The organism is Labilibaculum euxinicum (assembly GCF_009795715.1).
GTDB lineage: Bacteria > Bacteroidota > Bacteroidia > Bacteroidales > Marinifilaceae > Labilibaculum > Labilibaculum euxinus.
On the sequence record NZ_WTCR01000013.1, the window covers coordinates 24,042 to 47,061 of the forward strand.

Genomic DNA, 23,020 nt, shown 5'->3' on the forward strand with positions numbered 1-23,020 from the left:
CTTGTCCCTAAAATATTTTCCCTAAATTTGCGAATCAAATAATAAAAGGACAAGGGTTTGGAACTAAAACAACTTATACAAATTTTCTCGGAGCATCCTGCACGATACAGCATTGAAAAATATCTGGAACAAAAATCAAAGTTTCAGCTTCACCTAAAAGGTTTGGTTGGTTCTTCGCTTCCCTTGTTGGTTTCCGCCCTTAAACCCGGCCAACATCCACACATTTTACTGTTTAACGATAAGGAGGAGGCCGCCTATTTTTACAATGATCTGTGCAATCTGCTTGATGAAGATACCGTTTTGTTCTTCCCATCTTCCTTCAAACGTTCCGTTCAATATGAGAAAACTGACAGTTCGAACATTATTCTTCGTGCCGAATGTCTGAACCGTTTGAATTCCGATAAGCATCCTACTTTCATTATTACTTTTCCCGAAGCCGTTATCGAAAAAGTAATTAGTAAAGCACAACTGGAAGAAAATACCTTAACAATTAAGGTAGGCGAAAAATTATCTCCCGAATTTGTGGAAGAAGTCTTGATCGATTATGAATTTGAACGAGCCGATTTTGTGGTAGAACCAGGTCAGTATTCTATCCGCGGAAGCATTATTGATATTTTTTCCTTCTCGGATGAGCATCCTTTTCGAATTGATTTTTTTGGCGAAGAAGTAGACTCCATCCGAATGTTTAATGTGGAAAATCAACTATCCATAGAAAAACTAAACTCCGTTGATATCATTCCCAACATTCAGGAAAGTCTGCTGAAGGATTCCAGGATATCCTTTCTTTCTTTTGTGCCCGGCAATGCCGTTTTTTGGTGCAGGAATTTACAGTTTTCCTGCGACCGAATTCAATCTATATATGAAAGCACCATCGAAAAGGTTCCTTTTATGCAAATGGGTGAAGATTCCGTATCCACTAAAGATTATCTGATAAACAGCAAAGAATTTTTGAATCAGTTAAGTGATTTTTCGACATTGGAATTCGGACAAAAATTCTTTTTTGTGGCTCAGGAAGAGCTTCAGTTCAATCAAAATCCGCAGCCAGCATTCAACAAAAACTTTGAATTACTTGGCCAGCATTTGCTAAATAACAATGCCAAAGCAGAATCGAATTACATTCTTTCCGACAATCCAAAACAGATTGAACGAATCCACAATATTTTTGAAGATCAGGGAATTGAAGTTGAGTTTCAGGATGTAAACCATACGCTTCACGAGGGGTTTTCGGATAAAGACCTGAGAATATCGATCTTCACCGATCATCAGATTTTCGATCGTTACCACAAATTTCAGCTTAAGAACTCAACGGTTCACAAAGCCAAGGAAGTGGTAACTCTTAAAGAGATTAACCGCCTTCACCCAGGTGATTACATCGTTCATTCCGATCATGGAATTGGTCGTTTCGGAGGTTTGCAGCTAATCGATACAAACGGCAAACCACAAGAAGTAATTCGTCTGGTTTACAAAGACAACGACATTCTGTATGTGAGTCTGCACTCGCTTCATAAAATTTCAAAATACAAAGGCAAAGACGGATCTGCTCCTAAAATATACAAACTGGGTAACGGCACATGGCAAAAGCTAAAGGAAAAAACCAAAGGCAAGGTAAAAGATATTGCCAAGGATTTGATTGCCCTTTATGCCAAACGAAAATCAGAAAAAGGTTTTTCGTTCAGTCCCGACACCTATATGCAACAAGAATTGGAAGCTTCTTTCATTTACGAAGATACTCCCGATCAGGTGAAAGCAACAATCGCAACCAAAGAAGGAATGGAATCGCCTTACCCAATGGACAGGTTGGTATGTGGTGATGTTGGTTTCGGAAAAACCGAAATTGCCATTCGTGCCGCTTTTAAGGCTGTTGCCGATAACAAACAGGTCGCTATTCTGGTTCCGACCACAATTCTGGCTTTTCAGCATTTCAAAACTTTTAACGATCGATTGAAAAATTTTCCCTGCACGGTAGATTATATCAGTCGAATGAGAACCTCGAAAGATCAGAAACAGATTCTGAAAAATTTAAAAGCCGGACAAACTGATATTATAATCGGGACACACCGGATCATAGGAAAAGATGTTGAGTTTAAAGATTTGGGTTTACTCATCATTGACGAAGAGCAGAAATTTGGTGTATCGGTAAAAGAGAAACTGAAACAATTTAAAGTAAATGTTGATACCTTAACATTAACTGCTACTCCAATTCCAAGAACATTACAATTTTCATTGCTGGGTGCGAGAGATTTGTCCATCATCAATACGCCGCCACCAAACCGTTATCCGATTGTAACCGAAATTCACAATTTTAATGAAGACATTATTCGGGAAGCAATTACCTACGAAGTGGAACGAAACGGACAGGTTTTCTTTATTCATAACAGGGTTCAAAATATCAAGGACGTTGAAGCAATGATTCAGAGAGCCGTTCCAGGAGTTTCAACTGTGGTTGCCCACGGACAAATGGAAGGACCTAAACTGGAAAAAATCATGCTCGACTTTATCCGAGGTGATTTTGATGTTCTGATTGCAACTACCATAATTGAATCTGGATTGGACATTCCGAATGCCAATACCATCATCATTAATAACGGACAGAATTTTGGATTGAGCGAACTGCACCAGTTAAGAGGCCGCGTTGGCCGATCGAACAAAAAAGCATTTTGCTATTTGTTAACTCCTCCGCATGATTCCATGACTCAGGAAGCCAGACAAAGACTTCAGGCCATTGAAAACTTCTCGGAACTGGGAAGTGGTTTTAATATTGCCATGCAGGATTTGGATATTCGTGGCGCCGGTAATTTACTGGGTGGCGAACAAAGTGGTTTTATTGCTGATATTGGTTACGAGACTTATCACAAAATTCTGAATGAAGCACTTCTGGAATTGAAGGAAAATGAATTCAAAGATGTTTTCGAAGATGAAAAGAAAGAAGAAGGAAAAAATGTTCTCCGATTTATAAGCGAATGCCAAATAGATACCGATTTGGAAATTCTATTTCCTGAGAAATATGTTGAAAGCATTTCAGAACGAATTCGTTTGTACCGCGAATTAGATAACATTCAAACCGAAGAGGAAATAGAGAAATTTGAATCTCAACTAAAAGATCGGTTTGGAGACTTACCCGAACCATGTCTTGAACTGCTAGATGTTGTTCGTTTGCGTTGGATTTCTTTGGATTTAGGAATCGAAAAAATCATTCTTAAAAAGGGAAAACTGGTTCTGTATTTTATTTCTGATCAGGATTCAGCTTTTTATAAATCAGCGCAGTTTAGTAAAGTCCTGCAATTTCTGCAGACACAAGTTGTTCCCTGCAAAATGAAAGAAGCAAAAAACAGACTAAGTCTTAGTTTCGAAAAAATTAAGAACATTAAAAAAGCCAGCGAAATACTGGCTCTAATTAATGAGATATAATATTATTACTCCGATCGATAAATTGATCGGAGTTTATTTTTTATGAACACGAATGATCCCGGATGTAGCAAACCACTCCGGTTTCTTCTCCTTTTTCGTTACGCAACAAACTAGCAATCATCTTCACGTTCTGCTTTTTATCATTTATCTCTAAAGTAAAATTCACTTCATGTTTCCCGTTCTCCCCTAATGGAATTAAAATATCTTCGGCAAACGATTTTTGTCCCTCGTAAAGAAACAAACTACAGTATAATTTACCGATAGTGCTGTCTTCAGAAATACCAAAAATCCGTTCACATGCCCGGTTCCACGATTTCACCTTTCCCTCAAGGTCGAAAGTAACAACACCATCAACAAAATTATTAATGATATTCGCTTTTTCAGCTAACAACTGACGATAGGCAAACTCCCGCGTAATATCACGAACAATTAATTGTAAATTTTTCTTACCATTAAATTCAATTTGAGCTCCGGTCAAACCAACATCAATCAATTCGCCATGTATGGTTTTTAATTTCAGATGAGTATAAGAGATTCCTTTTTCCATAGCCGACGAATTCTCCAATCTCTCTTTAAAAACTGCCGAGTAATCATCATCAACAAATGACAACAAGGGCAAGCCCATTAAATCTTCGATGTATGCTGTTTTGAATAATTTTAATCCCAAACAGTTCACATATTCGATCAAACCATTTTCATTGATCACAATAATAGCTTCGGGAGAATCAGTAATGAAGTTTCTAAAACGCTGTTCACGCATTTTCTGATCCAAATCAAATTGATGTTTATAAAAAGCCAATTCTATTGAAATTCCAAGTTCCCTCTTATCAATTGGTTTCACCAGATATCCATAAGAATGAATATTAATGACTCTCTGAATAGTGCTTTCTTCAGTATCGCTGGAAAGGAAGATAACCGGAATGTCAAATTTGGTTTTAATTAATTCTGTAGTTTGAATTCCATCCAGACCTCCACCCAAATGAACATCCATCAGAATAATATCCGGCTTCATTGTTTCACACAAACGAATAGCCTCTTTTCCATCTTCTACTATTCCGATAAGATCGTAACCCAGTTCTTTTAAAAACATCCGAAAGATGGTCGATATTAAACTGTCATCTTCTACAATTAAAATTTTTTTCTTCATCAATCTAAAATTGAATGTGTGATCGATTTTAATCTAAAAAAAGGATATACAATCATTTAAATTGTATTTACTGAATAATTAAATAGCATCTTATTTAAAATGATTATAAAAAACCTAAGTATCAATAGACTAATATGCCTAAAGTTTACTAATTTTATGCGATTTTACAAGACATTTACAATAAATTACCATCATTCCGACTCTTTTGAATTTAATAGTAGACATAGGGAACACACAAATAAAGTCAGGCTTCTTTGAAAACAATCAATTAGTTAGACTTGAAAACTCGACATTAGGGGAAACTGAATTCGTTTCCGGCCTTTTATCAAGATGTGAAAATGCACCTAATGTTATTATTTCTTCTGTTAGAAAATATCCTGAAGAATTAATCTCCAGATTAAAATTGGCCTGCAAAGTCGTTCTGTTTTTTAATTCAGAAATAGGCACACCACTGGAAAACTTATATGAATCGAAAAGCACACTCGGCTACGATCGATTAGCCGCTTGCGCAGGCGCACATGGTTTATATAAAGGAAAAGACATACTGGTAATAGATGCCGGAACCGCTATCACGTTTGATTTTGTTACTGCTAAAGCCCAATATTTAGGAGGCTGTATATCTCCCGGTTTAAAAATGCGTTTCAAAGCTTTACACGAATTTACTCAAAACCTGCCCGAGCTGTCAAAAAATGAAGGTTTCAATTTAATTGGTAAAAACACCAATGATGCAATAGTGTCAGGCGTTCAAAATGGTCTGATCTTCGAAATAGATTCATACATCAACAAATTAAAAGCCATACATCCGGAATTACGTGTGGTAATTACCGGAGGAGATGCCCGTTTTTTAAATAAATCAATAGATAACAAAGTAGCATATCATCCCGAAATCGTATTGGAGGGGTTGAATAAGATATTGGAATTTAATTTATTGATTCACTCTTAATAAGACGTATTTTTTGCAGCTTTATATTTTATTTATAGTTTTGCAAAGGGCTCTCAAATATAGATGTCCCAACCAGTTTCGAAGCTTGTACTAAATTTTTGGTATGAGTTTTGCAGTTTTAGTTCTGACAAAACTAAAACTTTCGTTATATTTAGACCCTGGTTTAAAATATTGAGATTTTACAGGTAAATCTAAATGTCATTTTTGGTTTTGAAATAAAAAGTAACTTGATTATAAAAAAAATAGTAATATGAAGACAAGACTTTTAATTGTAACAATGGTTCTTTTGTTTTCGGGTCTGTTTAAGGCGGAAGCTCAGACTTTGGAATCAAAATATGGGTTGGATAGTGCTAAAACAATTTTAAACGCATCTCTCTACATCGAGATGGTAAAACAGGGAAATTACAAAGAAGCACTTACTGGATGGAGATACGTTTATAGAAATGCACCTGCCTACCAAAAATCCACGTATATTAATGGTGTGAAAATAATGGAAGGATTATACCGCGCTACTAAGAATGACAAATACATTGACACTTTAATGATGGTTTACGATAACCGAATTAAGTATTTTGGTAAAGATCGTAAATATTCTACAGGTTGGATTCTTGGTCGTAAAGGTGGTGATTTGTTTCAATACCGGGAAAAAGATATCCCTTCTGTAAAAGAAGCTTATGCCATGATGAAAAAATCCATTGAAATGCAAGGACTGAATGCTGAAGCGAAAGTTATTGCCAACACAATGGAAGCATCAAAAGTTTTGGTTCAAAACAATCAAATAGAAGCAGAAGAAGTGATCGACAATTACCTTCTTTTTATGGATATGGCTAAGAAGCAAATGGATGCTGAGACTGATCCAGCTAAAAAAGACAATATCAACAACGCAAGATTGAATGTAGAACAAATTTTCTTTGCTGCCGGAGTTGCTGATTGTGAAACCTTAAGCAATATCTTTACTCCTAAATTTCATGCAAATAATAATGATTTGGTTCTGATCAATAAGATCTTAAGAATGTTGAATCGTCAGGAATGTGAAGATGGAGCTTTGTATGCTGAAGTTGCGGAAAGAAAATATGAATTGGATCCGAATGCTGATGCTGCTCACAACTTGGCAAAAATGTTTATCAAGAAAAAAGAATTTGACAAGAGTAAAGAGTACTTAGTTAAGTCTATCGAATTGGAAGCAGATGCTGATATTAAAGCAGACCTTCATTTCAAATTAGCTACAATTCTTTTAATGCAAGGCAAATACAGTGATGCTAAATCTAACGCATTAAAAGCAGCCAAATACAGAGCTAATTGGGGACAACCTTATTTGTTGATTGGAAAAGCTTATGCTGCTTACAGCAAAAATTACGGATCAAGTCCGCTTGAAAAGCAAGCTGTTTATTGGGTAGCTGTTGATAAATTTGCTAAAGCTAAAGCTTTAGATCCTGATTGTTCTGAAGAAGCCCGCGAATTAATTACTACTTACTCTAAGTATTTCCCCCGCAAAGAGGAAGCTTTCTTCGAAGGAATTAAAGAAGGAGATACTTATAAAGTTGGAGATTGGATTAACGAATCAACCAAAGCAAGATTAACAGAATAAAACATTGAAAAATATCAATAATATTATCAAAAGCATTGTGATCCTTTCCGGGATTACAATGCTTTTGTCTTGTGAAAACAGTATTAAAGAGGTACAAAGTATTACAAGTAACGAAAAAAACCCGGAGCGTTCGGGCAAAGATGTTGAATTTATTTTCACTGATTCAACACGAATTAAATATCGTGCTTTTGCGGTTGAATTTATTGATGTGAAAACCGAAGATAAAGAGTATCAGGATTTCCCAAAAGGAGGAAAAATTACTTCCTATGACGATGACGGAACTGTTGCAGGACAAATAGAAGCAAATTATGCCAAACACTTTACCTCAGATCAATTGTGGGAACTAAGAAATAAAGTTATTGCTGTTAGTGATGACGGGAAAACCATAAATACCGAGTTAATGTATTGGGATCAAGGTAAAGGTCTCATTTATTCGGATCAATATGTTAGAATTACCACAGATGATGGTCAGGTTTTGGAAGGAATCGGTTTTTCTTCTGATGATAAAATGGATAAGATTACCCTCAAAAAAGTTACTGGTGAAGTATATTTAAATGATGAAACAGAACAATAAGAATAAAATCGTACTATATTGCATCTAAAATCATTTAACACATGAAACAAAAACTCCCTTTCATTTTAGAAATCATCTGGTTAATCGTTATGATTGTTGGCTTGATTGCTGCTGTACACAAAACAATTGATTACGGATTTGCTGAAAGTATTATGCTGTATGTTATCGCCGGCATTGCTGGTTTGATGTATGTTTGGAGAAGATACATGCGGAAATTACAAGAGAAAAACAAAGCCCGGAAATAAATGAACGAGCTGATCATCATTTTTATCATGTTGGCCTTATCGGCATTTTTCTCAGGAATGGAAATTGCTTTTATTGCCGCAAACAAGTTGCGAATGGAGCTTGATCGAAACAAAAATACAGTTTCGGCTAAGGTTATTTCTATTTTTTCTCAAAACCCAGGACATTATATTAGTACCATGCTCGTTGGCAACAACATTGCCCTTGTAATATATGGTATTCTTATGGCTAAGTTATTGGAACCTTCTATAGCGCTATGGATTGATTCCGATTCAATAATACTGGCTGTTCAAACATTTCTTTCAACCATATTAATTTTGGTTACTGCAGAATTTATACCCAAAACTCTTTTTAGGATCAATCCAAACATGGCTTTGAACCTGTTTGCCCTTCCGGTGATGTTTTTTTACATTTTATTCTATCCGATAACATCGTTCACTATATTCCTATCAAAAAATATTATCCGAAAAATTTTTAAAACTAACATTACCGAAGAAGAAGAAACGCAGGCTTTTGGGAAAGTTGATCTGGATCATTTGGTACAGGAAGGCCATGATGCCCAAACCATAGCCGAAGACGATCTTCACGACATAAAAATATTTAGAAATGCGCTCGATTTTTCGAAAGTGAAATTGCGCGAATGCATTGTGCCCCGAAATGAAATTGAGGCAATGGAAATTAATGGTGATATTTCAAGCCTGACGCAACGTTTTATAGAAACCGGATACTCCAGAATTTTAATCTACAAAGATTCAATCGACAATATTGTTGGTTATATACACTCGTCTATAATTTTTAAAAACCCACAAAGTATAAAGGCAGGCTTAAGCAATATTATTATTGTACCCGAAACAATGCCCGCTCATAAATTACTAAATCTTTTTACGCGCGAACATAAAAGTGTTGCCGTAGTGGTTGATGAATTTGGAGGAACAGCGGGAATGGTTACCATCGAAGACATCATGGAAGAGATATTTGGCGAAATTGAAGATGAACATGATGACGTAGATCTGGAAGAACAGAAAATTTCAGATACAGAATACATTTTCGCAGGCCGTTTGGAAATAGATTATCTGAATGACAAGTATGAACTTAACCTGCCTGTATCAGAAGACTTTGAAACATTAAACGGCTTTCTTATTTTCACTCACGAAAGTATTCCCACGTATAATGAAACAATTCGCATTGAAAATTTCAATTTTAAAATTTTGGAAGTAAGCAATACACGTGTTATTAAAATACGCTTAACAATTCTATAAAATATCCTTCATTCCCAATTTTCTTATCCTCATTTAAATCATCTCTATTTATATCCAAAATAGATATCCGGGTTTGTCCGCATCCTCAATTGTAAGTAGGATCAGGTCAATATTATTCCAGATAGAAATAATTACTTTCAAGTCTCTTTTTATTTTACTATAAAAGCGAGTAATCCAATTGCAATAAAAAGCGATCATTTCCCATTTTTTTGTATATTCGTAGCCTAATTAAGAATATTTAAATCTTTTTCGATGGCAACATTACAAAAAATAAGAAATCGTGGTGTTTTTATAGGGATCATTATTGGTGGTGCTCTTCTTGCATTTATTGCTGGAGATGCTCTAAAATCAGGTGGTTCGTTATTAGCAAACTCACGAAATGAGATGGCAGAAATTGCAGGGGAATCAGTAAACATCCGTGATTTCCAAAACCGATTCAATCATAGTCTTGAGATTAACAAACTCATGTCCGGACAGAACTCAATTCCATCGGAACAGATTGAGCGTTTAAGAGAGCAGGTTTGGCAACAGATGGTTCAGGAATTTGTAATGAACCGTGAGTATGATGAGTTGGGAATTTCTATTTCTTCTGAGGAATTATTTGATATGGTTCAAGGTAGAAATATCGATCCTGCTATTCGTCAGTTATTTCAAAACGAAAACGGATTGGTTGATAAGGATCAAGTTGTTGCAACTCTTAAGAAATTAATTGCAGCTCCTAATGGAACTCCTCAAAAAGCTTACTGGTTAAACATCGAAGAATCAATTATTACGCAAAGAAATCTTGTTAAGTACAATACCTTAGTTCAAAAAGGTCTTTACATGCCAAATGTATTGGTTAAAGACATGGCAACTAAAGGAAGTAAAAAAGTAGATTTCAATTATATTGTGAAAAGTTACAATCTAATTCCAGACAGTACTATTAATGTAACTGAATCTGAAATCAGAGATTACTATAGTAAACACGAAGATCTGTTCAAACAAACAGAATCAAGAAAGATTGATTACGTATCATTTGACGTTATACCTTCTACTGAAGATTACAAAGCAACTGAAAAATGGATTGTTGACTTGAAAGAAGACTTCACAAATGAAAGCAATGACGTTCAGTTTGTAGAATTGAATGGCGACAGCGATTTTAATGCTTACTATTTCAAACAAGACGAAATCACAAATGCTGATCTTAACGCATTCGCGTTTTCTGCAAATAAAGGTGATGTATTTGGCCCTTACTTCGAAAACGAAATGTATAAAATGGCAAAACTGCATGAAGTAAAAATGCTTCCTGATTCAGTAAAAGCCCGTCACATTCTAATTCGTCCTGTTAATCGTGATTATAAAGGTGCTGAAGCAAAAGCTGACAGTTTGAAAGCTTTACTTGATAAAGGAGCTAAGTTTGCTGTTTTAGCAAAAGAAAACTCATCAGATCAAGGTTCTGCTGTTAATGGTGGTGACTTAGGATGGTTTTCTCAAGGAAAAATGGTTCAGCCATTCAACGATGCTGCTTTCTCTTCGAAAAAGAATGAAGTAAAAGTTGTTCTGACTCAATTTGGAGCTCACGTTATTCAGGTTACCAATATGAGTAAGGCAGTGAAAAAAGTTCAACTTGCTATTGTTGACCGTAAGGTTGAAGCCAGTCAAAAAACAATTCAGGCAGCTTATGCTAAAGCCCGTACTTTTGCAGGAAACAATCTTGACAAAAATGCGTTCGAGAAAGCAAGCACTGCTGATGGTTTAAATCGTAGAACAGCAAATCTTAAAAGAGAAACTAAATTGATCCCCGGACTGGAAAATTCAAGAGATCTTGTTAGAGCTGCCTACAACACGGATAATATGGAGAGTATTTTATTGAATAATGATAACTCTGCAGTTTTCGAATTTGGAAACAAGTTTGTTGTTGCAATCCTTTCTGATATAAAAGAAGAAGGAATTGCGTCTATTCAAGATAAGGTTTCTGAAATCAAGAGAGCGATCAGAAAAGATAAAAAAGCTGAACTAATTATTGCTGAGATGACAAAGAGTAGTGCCGGAGCTCAAAGTTTACTTTCTGTGGCACAAAAAGAAAACTTAGAAGTTAAAACTGCAACAGGTATCAGTTTCCAATCGTTTCAGATTCCTGGTGCAGGAATTGAGCCTAAAGTAATAAGTACAGCTTCAATGCTGGAGAAAGGTAAAATTTCATCTCCTGTTGAAGGCAATCAAGGTGTTTACATGCTTGTTGTTACTAACGAAAACAGCGATGAAGTTTCTGATGTTACCGTTCAAGCTTTTAAATCAAGATTAGAGCAAGGATATCAATACAGAACAAACTATCAGGCATTTCAGGCATTGAAAGAAAATGCAAATGTTATTGATAAAAGATACAAGTTTTATTAGAGAGTAAAACTCATTAAAAAGCGGGATGATAATTTATCATCCCGCTTTTTTTGTGCATTTAAGTTTATCCATAAAAAAAGAGATGCTGCAAATGCAACACCTCTTAAAATTCCTTATTGAAAGCTAAGACAAAAGCTCCTTAACTTTATCAGCAATTGCTTTACCATCAGCTTTACCGGTTAATTCTTTGGAAGCCAATCCCATTACTTTCCCCATATCTTTCATGGAAGATGCTCCGGTTTTAGTAATGATTCCCTGAACGGCAACGGTCAAATCTTCATCAGACAATTGAGCAGGAAGATAAACCTCTAAATAACTTAATTCCAGAAGTTCCTTCTCTGCTAAATCTCCACGCCCTCCGGCAGTGAATGTACTGGCTGAATCTTTACGTTGTTTCACCAATCGCTGAATGATCTTAAGTGCAGAATCATTGTCGATATCGGCAGCTCCTGTTTTTGTCATTTCCATGGTAAAAGCTGTTTTTACAGCTCGGAGTGCTTCCAATCTGTCTCTTTCCTTCGCCTTCATGGCAGTTTTTATATCTGAATTGATCTGTTCTAATAAACCCATTGTTCTGTATTTTAAGTTTCTATTTATGACTGTATGACTACTCTTCGTCTAAAGTAAAGCGAATAACCTTACCCGATTGAAATTTCTGGTTGTCTATATTCTTCAGTTTTCGCTTGTAAGCAGGAATATTTTCAATTTCATCAATTTCAGTATCCTTCAAATCTGTCAAGATTAACTGATTCTCTTCCGATTTTTCATTCGCCTCTTCTTCTAAAATAGTTTTTACTTGATCGACAGCACTGTTGCGTCCTCTGCCAGCCTGAAAAGATGCAGTTTTGGGTGTCGCCTTCTCCTCTGGAATTAAACCATTATCGAAACCCGTTGCTATGATTGTAACCGATACTTTGTTTCCTAATACCAAATCCTGCCCTGTACCCCAAATAATAGAAGCACTATCGCCAACAGCTTCCTGAACGTAGTCGGTTATTTGTCCCACCTCATCCATGGTTACCTCTTCCTGACCGGAACTAATATTTAAGAGAATATTTCGGGCACCTCTAACATCATTGCTGTTCAATAATGGTGATGTAAGAGCCTCGCGAATGGCATTAACAGCACGATCCTCTCCCTCGGCCGAAGCAGATCCCATTACTGCAACCCCACTATCTGTCATTACTGTTTTTACATCTTCAAAATCTACGTTGATATAACCGTGAAGCGTTATAATCTCAGCAATTCCTTTAGCTGCGGTTGCCAACACATCATCCGCCTTGGAAAAGGCTGTAGACAACTTTAAATCGCCGTAAATTTCGCTTAGCTTTTCATTGTTTATGACTAAAAGTGAATCCACATTCTCTTTTAGTTTATTGATTCCTTCAATGGCCTGGTGCAATCGCTGGCGTCCTTCAAAACGAAATGGTATCGTAACAATACCCACCGTTAAAATCCCCATTTCTTTAGCCGCTTTCGCGATAACCGGAGCGGCACCTGTACCTGTTCCTCCTCCCATACCAGCAGTAATAAAAACCATTTTGGTATTATCAGCCAGCACTTCAATTATATCTTCCAAATTCTCAATCGCGGATTGCTCACCCCGCTCGGGTTTGTTACCCGCACCACGACCTTCAGTCAGCGATTCACCCAACTGAATTTTCACAGGAATTTCACTTGTTTCAAGGGCCTGGGCATCAGTATTGCAAATGACAAAATCCACATCTTTTATGCCCTGCTTATACATATAATTTACAGCGTTACCGCCACCACCACCAACACCAATTACTTTTATAATCGATGATTCATTTTCCTGCAAACTAAAATCAATTAAATCCTCAGTCATTAATATCTAAAATTATCTCTTTTATGATTTCACGCAACTTAAAACGCTACATCGAAGAATCATTATTATCAAATATCTGTGTAAACTTATCTTTAAACCAATTGTCAAGGCTTCCTTTTTTATGTTCCTCTTCTCCACTTTCTTCCTCAACTTCAATAGGTTCCTTACTTTTAGTTACAGGCGTTTTTTTCTCTTCTGTTACCTCATACTCCTCACGGTCTTCATCGGAGCGTTTTCTCATCAACTCTTCTCTTCGTTGCCTTTCCTCCCGCTTCTTCATTGCCGCAATCTCCTCAGCTTCGGCTGGATTCTCAATAATCAGCTCCAATTTAGGAGCTTCATTTTGAACTGATTTCCGAGGTTCTATACTTAATTCAGGAATAGGGCTTTCGGAAAATCCGGTAGCAATAATTGTAACGCTTAATTCATCGTCCAATCTATCACTATTACCATTTCCCCAAATAATACTCACCTCGTCACCCACTACATCGTGAACGTAATCGGTAATCACACTAACCTCCTGCATGGTCACCTCATCTTTACCCGAGATGATATTTAATAAGATATTTCTTGCTCCGCAAATATTATTACTGTTCAATAACGGAGATGTAAGTGCCTCTTCAATAGCACGAAGCGCTCTATCTTCACCTGAAGCAGAAGCTGATCCCATTACGGCTACACCACTATCCCTCATCACGGTTTCCACATCGGCAAAATCGACATTTACATAACCATGAACAGTAATTATTTCAGCAATACTTTTGGCGGCAATAGATAAAACATCATCAGCCTTTGCAAAGGCATCCGATAATTTTAAATCACCATACATCATCCTCAACTTTTCGTTATTGATGATTAGAAGTGCATCCACATGCTTTTCCAGATTTGCAATTCCTTCCATCGCCTGCTCAATTCTTCTTTTCCCCTCAAATCGAAATGGGATCGTTACAATTCCAACAGTTAGGACTCCCTGCTTTCTGGCTGTTTCTGCAATTATAGGAGCTGCACCTGTTCCGGTTCCACCTCCCATACCGGCAGTCACAAATATCATTTTGGTTTTCTCACTTAAAACTTTATTGATGTCATCAATACTTTCAAGTGCAGATTCCCGTCCTCTTTCAGGTTTGTTTCCAGCTCCTCTACCCTCGGTAAGTGATTTACCAAGCTGTACCTTAATCGGCACCTGACTGTTTTCCAAAGCCTGAGAATCAGTATTACATATTACAAAATCGACCCCCGTGATTCCTTCTTTTAACATGTGATTAACAGCGTTACTTCCACCGCCACCCACACCAATCACTTTTATAATGGATTTCTCTTTAGGTTCAAAATCAACCGGTAACAATTCGTCAATCATGATGTCACAAGTATTAGGGTTACAATATTTTATTTACATTTTTAAATCATCAGTATCAAACAAAGCACTAAAAAATTTCTGAAATCCTTTCTTTTTGCCTGTTTTATTTTTGTCTGTATTCTGATTCTGAATTTTTTTACGAGGTTTATTCAAACCTTTTAGCATCAATCCAATTCCTGTTGCATAAATTGGCTGATTTAAGGTTTCATCTAAAATAATTTTAGATGATGCTCCGGGATAGCCTATGCGAACATCTATTCCGGTTTGTTTTTGAGTCAGTACGTCAAGATTCGTAAGTAATGCACCTCCACCTGTCAATACTATTCCGGCACCAATTTTATCGTGCAGTCCTGTAATTTCGATTTGAAATTTAACACTGTCAATAATCTCCTCCATTCGGCATTGAATGATTTGAGCCAAGGTTTTAAAAGAAATTTCCTTTGGATCCCAACCACCAACACTTGGAATGGTAACCACCTTTTCTTCGTCTACTAAATCAGCGACAGCTTCTCCAAACTGAATTTTTAAAGCTTCGGCCTGTTTTATAAGTACCGAGCAACCTTCCTTTATGTCTCGGGTAACAATATCGCCACCAAAAGGAATTACTGCAGTATGCCTTAGTATACCATCAAAATAAACTGTAATATCCGTAGTTCCGCCACCAATATCAACCAAAACAACTCCAGCATCTTTTTCTTCTTCGCTTAACACAGATAAAGAAGAAGCTAAAGGTTCCAAAACCAATTCTTCAATTTCCAATCCAACTTCCTTCACACATTTCTCAATATTGCGTGCAGATGCAGTTCTTCCAATAATAATATTGAAATTCCCGTCCAGCCTTCGTCCGGCCATTCCTATTGGATTCCGAATGCCAGCCTCCTTGTCAACTACGTAATCTTGCGGAATCACATGCAGTATTTGTTCTCCAACCTCAATTGGAATCCTAAAATTCTCATTTATGATTTCCTCAACATCCTGTTTAGTAATTTCACCTATTCCATTTTGGATGTATTTAAACTGTCGGTTCTTTATGCTCCGTATATGCTGTCCGGCAATACCTACATAAACTGTAGAAATGTCTTTGTTAGTTTTCTCCGCCAATCGATCAACTACCTCACTGATAGCACCAATTGTATCTTCAATACTATGAATCACGCCCCTCTTAACGCCCCTCGATACGGTTTTTTCCATACCTATAATCCGCAACCTTCCATCGGTGTCTACTTCACCCATAATGGCAACAATTTTAGTTGTGCCAATGTCGATAGCTGCTATGATATTATTCCTGCTAGTCATTTAAATTCTTTTTTGTGCAAACTACCTGATTCTTATATTTCAAATTGATTTTACTATACGTATTCCAACCTTTTTTTGAAAATCCTTTGATATACAAAGCTCTCAATTTTTGAAATTTCTGCTCGTAGTTTTCAATGCTCCCCAATTCAATTTTATGAGCTCCAACACGAGGAATTAAAACGTACTCCTTGTTTCTGTCTACATCAATTTGTGTGATCTGCGATTTCCAAAATTCATCATTTGTAATAAATTTTACCAACTCAAACAGTTCTTCTTTTATCAACTGATCATTTACAGCCCCTGAAACCACCAAAACCCTTGATGTAAAATTTGCAGACAAAGGCATTTTCTCTCCATCCGCATCAATATAATATCCATTCCCCGATAAAATCCGCACAATTGGGTTGCGTTGTTTAATTTCAACAATTAATTTTCCGGAAAGCGAATTGTACACTTCCGATTTTTTCACATAAGGAATCTTGTCTATTAGATCCTCCAATGCTTCTTTATTAACTTCGGAAATAGTAGTCCCTACCACTCCCGGATATTTTTTCTTAATAATTCTTTCAACATCAGAATTGTTTACAAAACCTCTTTTCACACTATCAACCACATTTACCAGTGTACCTGAAAACACCAGCTTCTCCGATTTGCCATTGGCAAAGGAAAAAACTACAATTAAGTACCCCAGCAAGAATACCCAAATTAATGTGTTTGCAATTTTTTTTAGCATTCCAATCGTTCGCAGATTAAATTTTTAATCGGCTCGACCAACTTGTCGATATCGCCTGCACCTAAAGTTAGTAAAACTTCAAATTCTTTCTCTCTAAGTAACTCTATCAAATCACCTTTAGTACATAATTTAGCTGGCACCTTCAGGTTTTTCAAAATAATTTCAGAATTAACCCCTTCTATTGGCAATTCTCTGGCTGGATAAATATCCAAAAGAATGACTTCATCTAAAAGATTTAAACTTGCAGCAAAACCTTCTGCAAAATCTCTTGTTCGTGAATATAAATGAGGTTGAAATATTCCGGTTATTTTCTTTTCAGGATACAATTCCCTTACTGATGATATACTTTCCCACAACTCTTTTGGGTGATGTGCATAATCATCAATAAAAACAATTTTTTCATTTCTGATTTGATAATCAAACCTTCTTCTAACACCTTTAAAAGTTGAAAGAGCTTTTCTCAACTCATCAGCTTCAACACCGCAAAGAAGAGCCATAGCTGATGCTGCAATTGCATTTTCAACATTAATTTTCCCTGGGTAGGAGAACAACAAATCTTTAATTGTTCCATCCGGATACACCAAATCAAATTGATAAAATCCTTCCACTAATTTGATGTTCTCAGCATAAAAATCTGCTTTATCCTCTAATGAATAAGTATAAGCCGAAAGTTTATCATGAGTGAGAACCAATCCCTTTTTATAGACAAGGATTCCCCCTTCCTTTATTTGATGAACAAAAGCCTGAAAGCTCTTTTCCAATTCATTTCTATCGCCGTAAATATCCAAATGATCAGCATCCATTGAGGTAATTACAGCCAACTGCGGGTGTAATTGAAGAAATGAACGATCAAACTCATCAGCCTCAAGAATCATCCAAGGACTGGTTTTTGACAGTAAAAGATTAGACTGATAGTTGCGGGAAATTCCTCCTAAAAAAGCATTGCAATCTAAAGCTGATGTTTTGAAAATATGCGCTGTGATGGTTGAAACCGTAGTTTTACCATGGGTTCCGGCAATACCTATACCATTCAAATTATCGGAAAGCAAACCCAGAACCTGCGATCGCTTCATAATTTCAAATTGTTGCTGCTGAAAATAAATCAATTGAGGATGATTTGCAGGAATAGCAGGTGTGTACACTACTAAAGTATCATACTTAGATTGATAACGTACTGGAATTTGATCGACATCTTCCTGAAAAGTTATACCAATACCTTCCGCAGTTAATTCCGCAGTAAGCTGAGTGGCCATTCGGTCATAACCAAACACATTCTTACCAATGGAATTAAAGTAGCGGGCTATAGCACTCATGCCAATTCCACCAATCCCGATAAAGTAAATATTTTTATAATCCTTAATCTGCATAATCTATGTTAATGCTATTATTTGTTCTGCAATTTCATCTGCTGCATCGGGCTTCGCCAAAGCTTTGCAATTCGCCGAAAGCTCAGATAATTTATCTGCATCATTTATCAGTTTTAATGCCTCCACAACCAATTCCTTTTCAGCATCAATATCTTTTACCATTATCGCAGCATTCTTATTTACCAGAGCCATGGCATTCTTGGTTTGGTGATCTTCAGAAACATTAGGTGACGGTACCAAAATACATGGCTTTTCCACCAGGCATAGTTCTGATATTGTACCCGCTCCAGCTCTGGAAATAACCATATCGGCAGCAGCATAAGACAAGTCCATTCTCCCCAAAAAATCAAAAACTTTTAATCCGGGGATGTCCCAATTTTTCAATTCTTCGCGAACCTTTTCAATGTAAAACTTTCCTGTTTGCCAGATTACCTGAACTTCTGAATCTGAAATTGCCGAAAGCGAACGCAACATACTATTATTAATGGTTCTTGCTCCCAAACTTCCCCCTACAACCAAAATGGTTTTCTTTTCAGGATCTAACTCAAAATGAGCCATTGCCTCCTGCTTTTTCAAAGCAATATTTATTAAATCTTTTCGAACAGGATTTCCTGTCAATAATATTTTGTCAGCAGGAAAAAAACGTTCCATTCCTTCGTAAGCCACACAAATCTTTTTTGCTTTTTTTGCCAAAAGTTTGTTCGTTATTCCCGCATACGAATTCTGCTCCTGAATTACGGTAGGAATTCCCATTTTAGCTGCGGCATGTAAAAGCGGACCACTGGCATATCCTCCAACACCAACAACTGCGTCGGGCTGAAAATCCTTAACAATGGCCTTGGCTTTTTTCAAACTTTTAAACAGTCTCGAAAAAAATTTCAAATTCTCCTTCGAGAAATTTCGTTGAAGTCCCCGTATTGGCAATCCAACTATTTTATATCCTGCAGAAGGAACTTTTTCCATTTCCATTTTCCCTTCGGCTCCTACAAATAAAATTTCACAATCGTTATGCTTTTCTTTTAAAGCATTTGCAATTGAAATAGCCGGAAATATATGGCCTCCTGTTCCGCCTCCGCTAACAATTATTTTAATTTTCTGCTTCATTTACTTTTGCTTCTTCATTCAATTTCTCTTCCTCATTTACCCAATTACTCACACTTAGTATCATTCCAAACGCAGCACTAGTAAAAATTAATGACGTACCTCCCATACTCACTAAAGGCAAAGGTTGTCCCGTTACCGGGATTAAATTAACCGATACAGCCATATTAGTCAATGCCTGAAAAACAATACTTAAAGTTAAACCAACCACCAGCAATGCCGGAAAAGTCCGATTGCATTTCCGGACAATCAAGCCGGCGCGATACAGTAATATGAGATAAAAAGCCAGTATGATAAAACCTCCAATCCAGCCCATTTCCTCCAAAATAATGGCATAAATAAAATCAGAATACGGATGTGGTAAAAAATTCCGCTGTGTGCTATTTCCTGGGAACTTTCCGAAAATTCCCCCGGAAACAACTGCAATTTTTGCTTGTTCTACCTGATAATTCTGGTTGTTATTTACATTTGACTCATCTTTATCAAAAAAGTTAACGATTCGACTCCGCACGGTTTGAACACGTCCGATGCTGGGAAGCAGAGGTGCCATTACAATCAGCATAATCACCAATCCCAAAACAACACCCACCGATCCAAACAAATATTTTTTTGCTATTCTACCAATAAACATCAGCAAATAACATACACCTCCCAACAATACTGAAGTAGAAAAGTCATCCAAAAAAATCAACAAACACACAATTCCTACAGGAATAACAATGTGCCAAAACGCCTCTTTTTTGCAGGAATCTTCAGCCTGATATCGTGACAACGTTCTGGAAACATGCAATATTAAGGCAAGTTTAGCAAGCTCCGACGGCTGAAAGTTGAACCCTATCCCAGGAATTGTAATCCACCTTGATGCATCGTTTAAGTTTGTACCAACGAGTTTTGCCAATATGAGCAATCCGATTGAAATGATCAGAACCAGATTGGCTGAACTGGAATATACCTTAAAATGTATCCGATGAACTACATAAATAATCATGTAGCAACCGCCCAAAAGAATCAATTGCTTAATGAAAAAATAGGATGTATTCCCGCCTTTCACCTTATAGGCAAGTGTTCCGGTTGAACTATATACAACCAGCAAAGAAATCATTGAAAGAAAAAAGATAATGATCCAGATCGTTTTATCTCCCTTCAAGCTTAAATTCTTAAAAAAACCCGCCATATCTTCAATTTATAAATTTCTTACTTCTTCCTTGAACTGATTTCCGCGGTCTTCATAATTCTTGAACAAATCGAAACTTGCACAAGCTGGAGACAACAAAACAACCTCTTCCTTACTGGCTATTTGATATGCTTGAGTCACTGCCTCTTTCATAGATCCGGCATCAACTATAAAATCCACTTTACCATCAAAAGCTGCATGAATTTTAGAATTGTCAACACCCAAACACACAATTCCTTTCACCTTTTCTTTCACCAAATCGGCCAAAACGGAATAATCATTTCCTTTATCAACTCCACCAACAATCCAAACTACCGGCTCATCCATACTTTCCAATGCATACCACGTAGAATTGATATTTGTAGCTTTTGAATCATTAATAAACTGAATTCCCCTTACACGAACCACCTTTTCCAATCGATGATCAACACCTTGAAAATCACTTAAACTTTCGCGAATTACTTCCTTCCGAATTTGCAGTACACTTCCGGCAATTCCTGATGCCAATGAATTATATACATTGTGAATTCCAGGTAAAGACAAATCTTTTTTATCCATAGAAAAGAGATTTTCGTTGTATTGAATTTTTAAAAGTTCATTCTCAATCCATCCGCACATTTCTTCTATTTCCTGAACGGAAAACGGCAATAATTGAGCAAGAGTATCACAATTCATTAATTCTTTTTTGATGATATCATCATCGGTGCAAAACACAAAAGAATCCTCGGATTTCATATTTTGCAATATTCTGAATTTTGAATTGATGTAATTTTCCATTTTATAATCGTACCGATCCAAATGATCCGGCGTAATATTTAACAGTATAGCAATGTTAGCTCTAAAATCATACATCCCATCCAACTGAAAACTGCTCAACTCAACCACATAATGCGTATAATCTTTTTCGGCAACCTGCCAAGCCAGACTATCTCCTACATTTCCGGCTAAACCAACATGCAATCCTGCCTTCTTCAGCATATGATACAAAAGCAAAGTTGTTGTTGTTTTTCCGTTACTGCCGGTTATACATATCATTTTAGCATTGGAGAATCTTCCCGCAAATTCAATTTCAGAAATTACAGGAATATTTTTTTCTTTCAGCTTAACAATTAAAGGCGCTGTATCAGGAATCCCCGGACTTTTCACAACTTCATCTGCCGATAAAATAAGAGATTCAGTATGTTGCTTTTCCTCAAAATCAAGCTGATATTTATTCAGCACAAGCCTGTACTTGGGACTTATTTCTCCTAAGTCTGAAACAAACACATCAAAGCCTTTTGATTTGGCCAACACAGCCGCACCAACACCACTTTCTCCTGCACCTAATATGACGATTCGTTTTGCCATTTGTACTTATCTGATTTTTAGAGTTACTATTGTTATAATTGCCAGAAAAATTCCAATGATCCAAAATCGGGTAACAATTTTTGGTTCTGGATATCCTTTCATCTGATAATGATGATGAAGAGGTGCCATTTTAAAGATTCTTCGCCCTTCACCATATTTTTTTCTGGTGTATTTAAACCAGGAAACCTGCATCATCACCGAAATATTCTCAACAAGAAAAATTCCGCATAAAACAGGAATCAACAATTCTTTGTGAATAACAATGGCAAAAACAGCTATAATTCCTCCCAAAGACAAACTGCCTGTATCACCCATAAAAACTTGTGCCGGGTAAGAGTTGTACCACATAAAGCCAATGGTTGCTCCAATAAAAGCAGCAATAAAAATTACCAGTTCGCCTGAATTTGGAATGTACATGATATTCAAATAATCAGCATACACCACGTGACCGGAGACATAGGCCAATATTCCTAAAGTGGCACCAATAATTGCTGACGAACCTGTCGCCAGACCATCTAAACCATCGGTAATATTTGCACCGTTTGAAACGGCTGTAACAATAAATATGGTAATAATTATAAAAACCAGCCAAGCCAACATAGGTGCATATTCTCCACCAAAAGCAACTAACGATTCGTAATCAAATTCATTATTCTTAAAAAAAGGTATCGTTGTTTTTGTAGATTTTTCATCAGTTGTTAAACGAGTTGTTCCGGGAGCCTGAGATGTAAATCCTTCGTCAACCAATTCGGTTTGAATTCCTATTTCAGACATACTCGTTTTTTCACGTACAACTACATCATCATTTATATAAAGGGTTAACCCAACAATTAGACCTAAACCTATTTGGCCAGCTACCTTAAGCTTGCCACTTAAACCGGCCTTGTCCTTTTTAAAGACTTTTATATAATCATCGACAAAACCAATTAATCCTAACCAGATAGTTGTAATAATCATTAGTATAATGTAGACATTATCGAGTTTGGCAAATAGTAAAACCGGAATTAAAATGGAGATAATGATAATGATTCCCCCCATGGTTGGTGTTCCTTTTTTTTCCATTTGACCGGCTAAGCCCAAATCCCTAACAATCTCGCCAATTTGCTGCTTTTGCAATAAGAGAATGATCTTTTTCCCAAATACAGTCGCAATAAATAACGAAGTCATAATGGCTAATGCCGACCGAAATGAGATATATTCAAACATCCCGGCTCCCGGGAAATCCAATTGATTTAAATACCTAAATAAATAGTATAACATA

Annotated in this window: 18 protein-coding genes; 7 read left to right on the forward strand and 11 right to left on the reverse strand. The window is 36.6% G+C overall.

Annotated elements, in window-relative coordinates; all coding sequences use genetic code 11:
* Positions 1 to 57 precede the first annotated feature (57 nt).
* Complete coding sequence (gene mfd, locus GQR60_RS15970) at positions 58 to 3,408, forward strand: transcription-repair coupling factor (protein ID WP_124993900.1); 3,351 nt, start codon at positions 58 to 60, stop codon at positions 3,406 to 3,408.
* Between the two features lie 40 nt (positions 3,409 to 3,448).
* On the opposite strand, the gene GQR60_RS15975 is transcribed toward mfd, so the two are convergent.
* Complete coding sequence (locus GQR60_RS15975) at positions 3,449 to 4,555, reverse strand: PAS domain S-box protein (RefSeq protein ID WP_124993901.1); 1,107 nt, start codon at positions 4,553 to 4,555, stop codon at positions 3,449 to 3,451.
* Positions 4,556 to 4,760: 205 nt separating this feature from the next.
* Here GQR60_RS15975 and GQR60_RS15980 point away from each other — a divergent pair, with 205 nt between their 5' ends.
* From GQR60_RS15980 to GQR60_RS16005, 6 genes are all read left to right on the forward strand, one after another.
* Positions 4,761 to 5,498 carry a type III pantothenate kinase gene (locus GQR60_RS15980; protein WP_160463502.1) on the forward strand — a complete coding sequence of 246 codons (738 nt, stop codon included), beginning with the start codon at positions 4,761 to 4,763 and terminating at the stop codon, positions 5,496 to 5,498.
* Positions 5,499 to 5,748: 250 nt separating this feature from the next.
* Entirely contained in the window at positions 5,749 to 7,086 is a 1,338-nt protein-coding gene (locus GQR60_RS15985; protein ID WP_124993903.1) for a tetratricopeptide repeat protein, read from the forward strand.
* Between the two features lie 4 nt (positions 7,087 to 7,090).
* Positions 7,091 to 7,660 (forward strand): LPS export ABC transporter periplasmic protein LptC, encoded by a 570-nt coding sequence (gene lptC / locus GQR60_RS15990; protein ID WP_124993904.1) that lies wholly within the window; start codon positions 7,091 to 7,093, stop codon positions 7,658 to 7,660.
* A 41-nt stretch (positions 7,661 to 7,701) separates the two neighbouring features.
* Positions 7,702 to 7,905 carry a hypothetical protein gene (locus tag GQR60_RS15995; protein ID WP_124993905.1) on the forward strand — a complete coding sequence of 68 codons (204 nt, stop codon included), beginning with the start codon at positions 7,702 to 7,704 and terminating at the stop codon, positions 7,903 to 7,905.
* On the forward strand, positions 7,906 to 9,162 hold the full coding sequence (locus GQR60_RS16000) for a hemolysin family protein (protein WP_124993906.1): 1,257 nt from the start codon (positions 7,906 to 7,908) through the stop codon (positions 9,160 to 9,162).
* A 252-nt stretch (positions 9,163 to 9,414) separates the two neighbouring features.
* On the forward strand, positions 9,415 to 11,538 hold the full coding sequence (locus GQR60_RS16005; protein ID WP_124993907.1) for a peptidylprolyl isomerase: 2,124 nt from the start codon (positions 9,415 to 9,417) through the stop codon (positions 11,536 to 11,538).
* 123 nt (positions 11,539 to 11,661) lie between these two features.
* On the opposite strand, the gene GQR60_RS16010 is transcribed toward GQR60_RS16005, so the two are convergent.
* Genes GQR60_RS16010 through mraY form a run of 10 tightly spaced genes read right to left on the reverse strand, consistent with a single transcriptional unit; the run spans position 11,662 to position 23,019 of the window.
* Positions 11,662 to 12,108, reverse strand: coding sequence for a GatB/YqeY domain-containing protein (locus GQR60_RS16010; RefSeq protein WP_124993908.1), 447 nt, complete (start codon positions 12,106 to 12,108; stop codon positions 11,662 to 11,664).
* Between the two features lie 37 nt (positions 12,109 to 12,145).
* A complete protein-coding gene (ftsZ, locus tag GQR60_RS16015; RefSeq protein ID WP_191991637.1) occupies positions 12,146 to 13,384 on the reverse strand; it encodes a cell division protein FtsZ in 1,239 nt (412 codons plus the stop codon).
* 46 nt (positions 13,385 to 13,430) lie between these two features.
* Positions 13,431 to 14,741: a cell division protein FtsZ gene (ftsZ, locus tag GQR60_RS16020; protein ID WP_124993909.1), complete on the reverse strand. Its 1,311-nt coding sequence runs from the start codon at positions 14,739 to 14,741 to the stop codon at positions 13,431 to 13,433.
* Between the two features lie 33 nt (positions 14,742 to 14,774).
* A complete protein-coding gene (gene ftsA, locus GQR60_RS16025) occupies positions 14,775 to 16,037 on the reverse strand; it encodes a cell division protein FtsA (protein WP_124993910.1) in 1,263 nt (420 codons plus the stop codon).
* The gene (locus GQR60_RS16030) at positions 16,030 to 16,770 is read right to left on the reverse strand and encodes a cell division protein FtsQ/DivIB (RefSeq protein WP_124993911.1); all 741 of its coding nucleotides are present in this window, start codon (positions 16,768 to 16,770) and stop codon (positions 16,030 to 16,032) included. The genes ftsA and GQR60_RS16030 overlap by 8 nt, the downstream gene beginning before the upstream one ends.
* The gene (gene murC / locus GQR60_RS16035) at positions 16,764 to 18,137 is read right to left on the reverse strand and encodes a UDP-N-acetylmuramate--L-alanine ligase (protein ID WP_124993912.1); all 1,374 of its coding nucleotides are present in this window, start codon (positions 18,135 to 18,137) and stop codon (positions 16,764 to 16,766) included. Before murC ends, GQR60_RS16030 begins: the two co-directional genes overlap by 7 nt.
* 3 nt (positions 18,138 to 18,140) lie before the next feature.
* A complete protein-coding gene (gene murG, locus GQR60_RS16040; protein WP_124993913.1) occupies positions 18,141 to 19,241 on the reverse strand; it encodes an undecaprenyldiphospho-muramoylpentapeptide beta-N-acetylglucosaminyltransferase in 1,101 nt (366 codons plus the stop codon).
* Positions 19,225 to 20,412 carry an FtsW/RodA/SpoVE family cell cycle protein gene (locus tag GQR60_RS16045; protein WP_101309396.1) on the reverse strand — a complete coding sequence of 396 codons (1,188 nt, stop codon included), beginning with the start codon at positions 20,410 to 20,412 and terminating at the stop codon, positions 19,225 to 19,227. Before GQR60_RS16045 ends, murG begins: the two co-directional genes overlap by 17 nt.
* 9 nt (positions 20,413 to 20,421) lie before the next feature.
* Positions 20,422 to 21,759 (reverse strand): UDP-N-acetylmuramoyl-L-alanine--D-glutamate ligase, encoded by a 1,338-nt coding sequence (gene murD, locus GQR60_RS16050; RefSeq protein WP_124993914.1) that lies wholly within the window; start codon positions 21,757 to 21,759, stop codon positions 20,422 to 20,424.
* Positions 21,760 to 21,765: 6 nt separating this feature from the next.
* Complete coding sequence (mraY, locus tag GQR60_RS16055) at positions 21,766 to 23,019, reverse strand: phospho-N-acetylmuramoyl-pentapeptide-transferase (protein ID WP_124993915.1); 1,254 nt, start codon at positions 23,017 to 23,019, stop codon at positions 21,766 to 21,768.
* Position 23,020 lies beyond the last annotated feature (1 nt).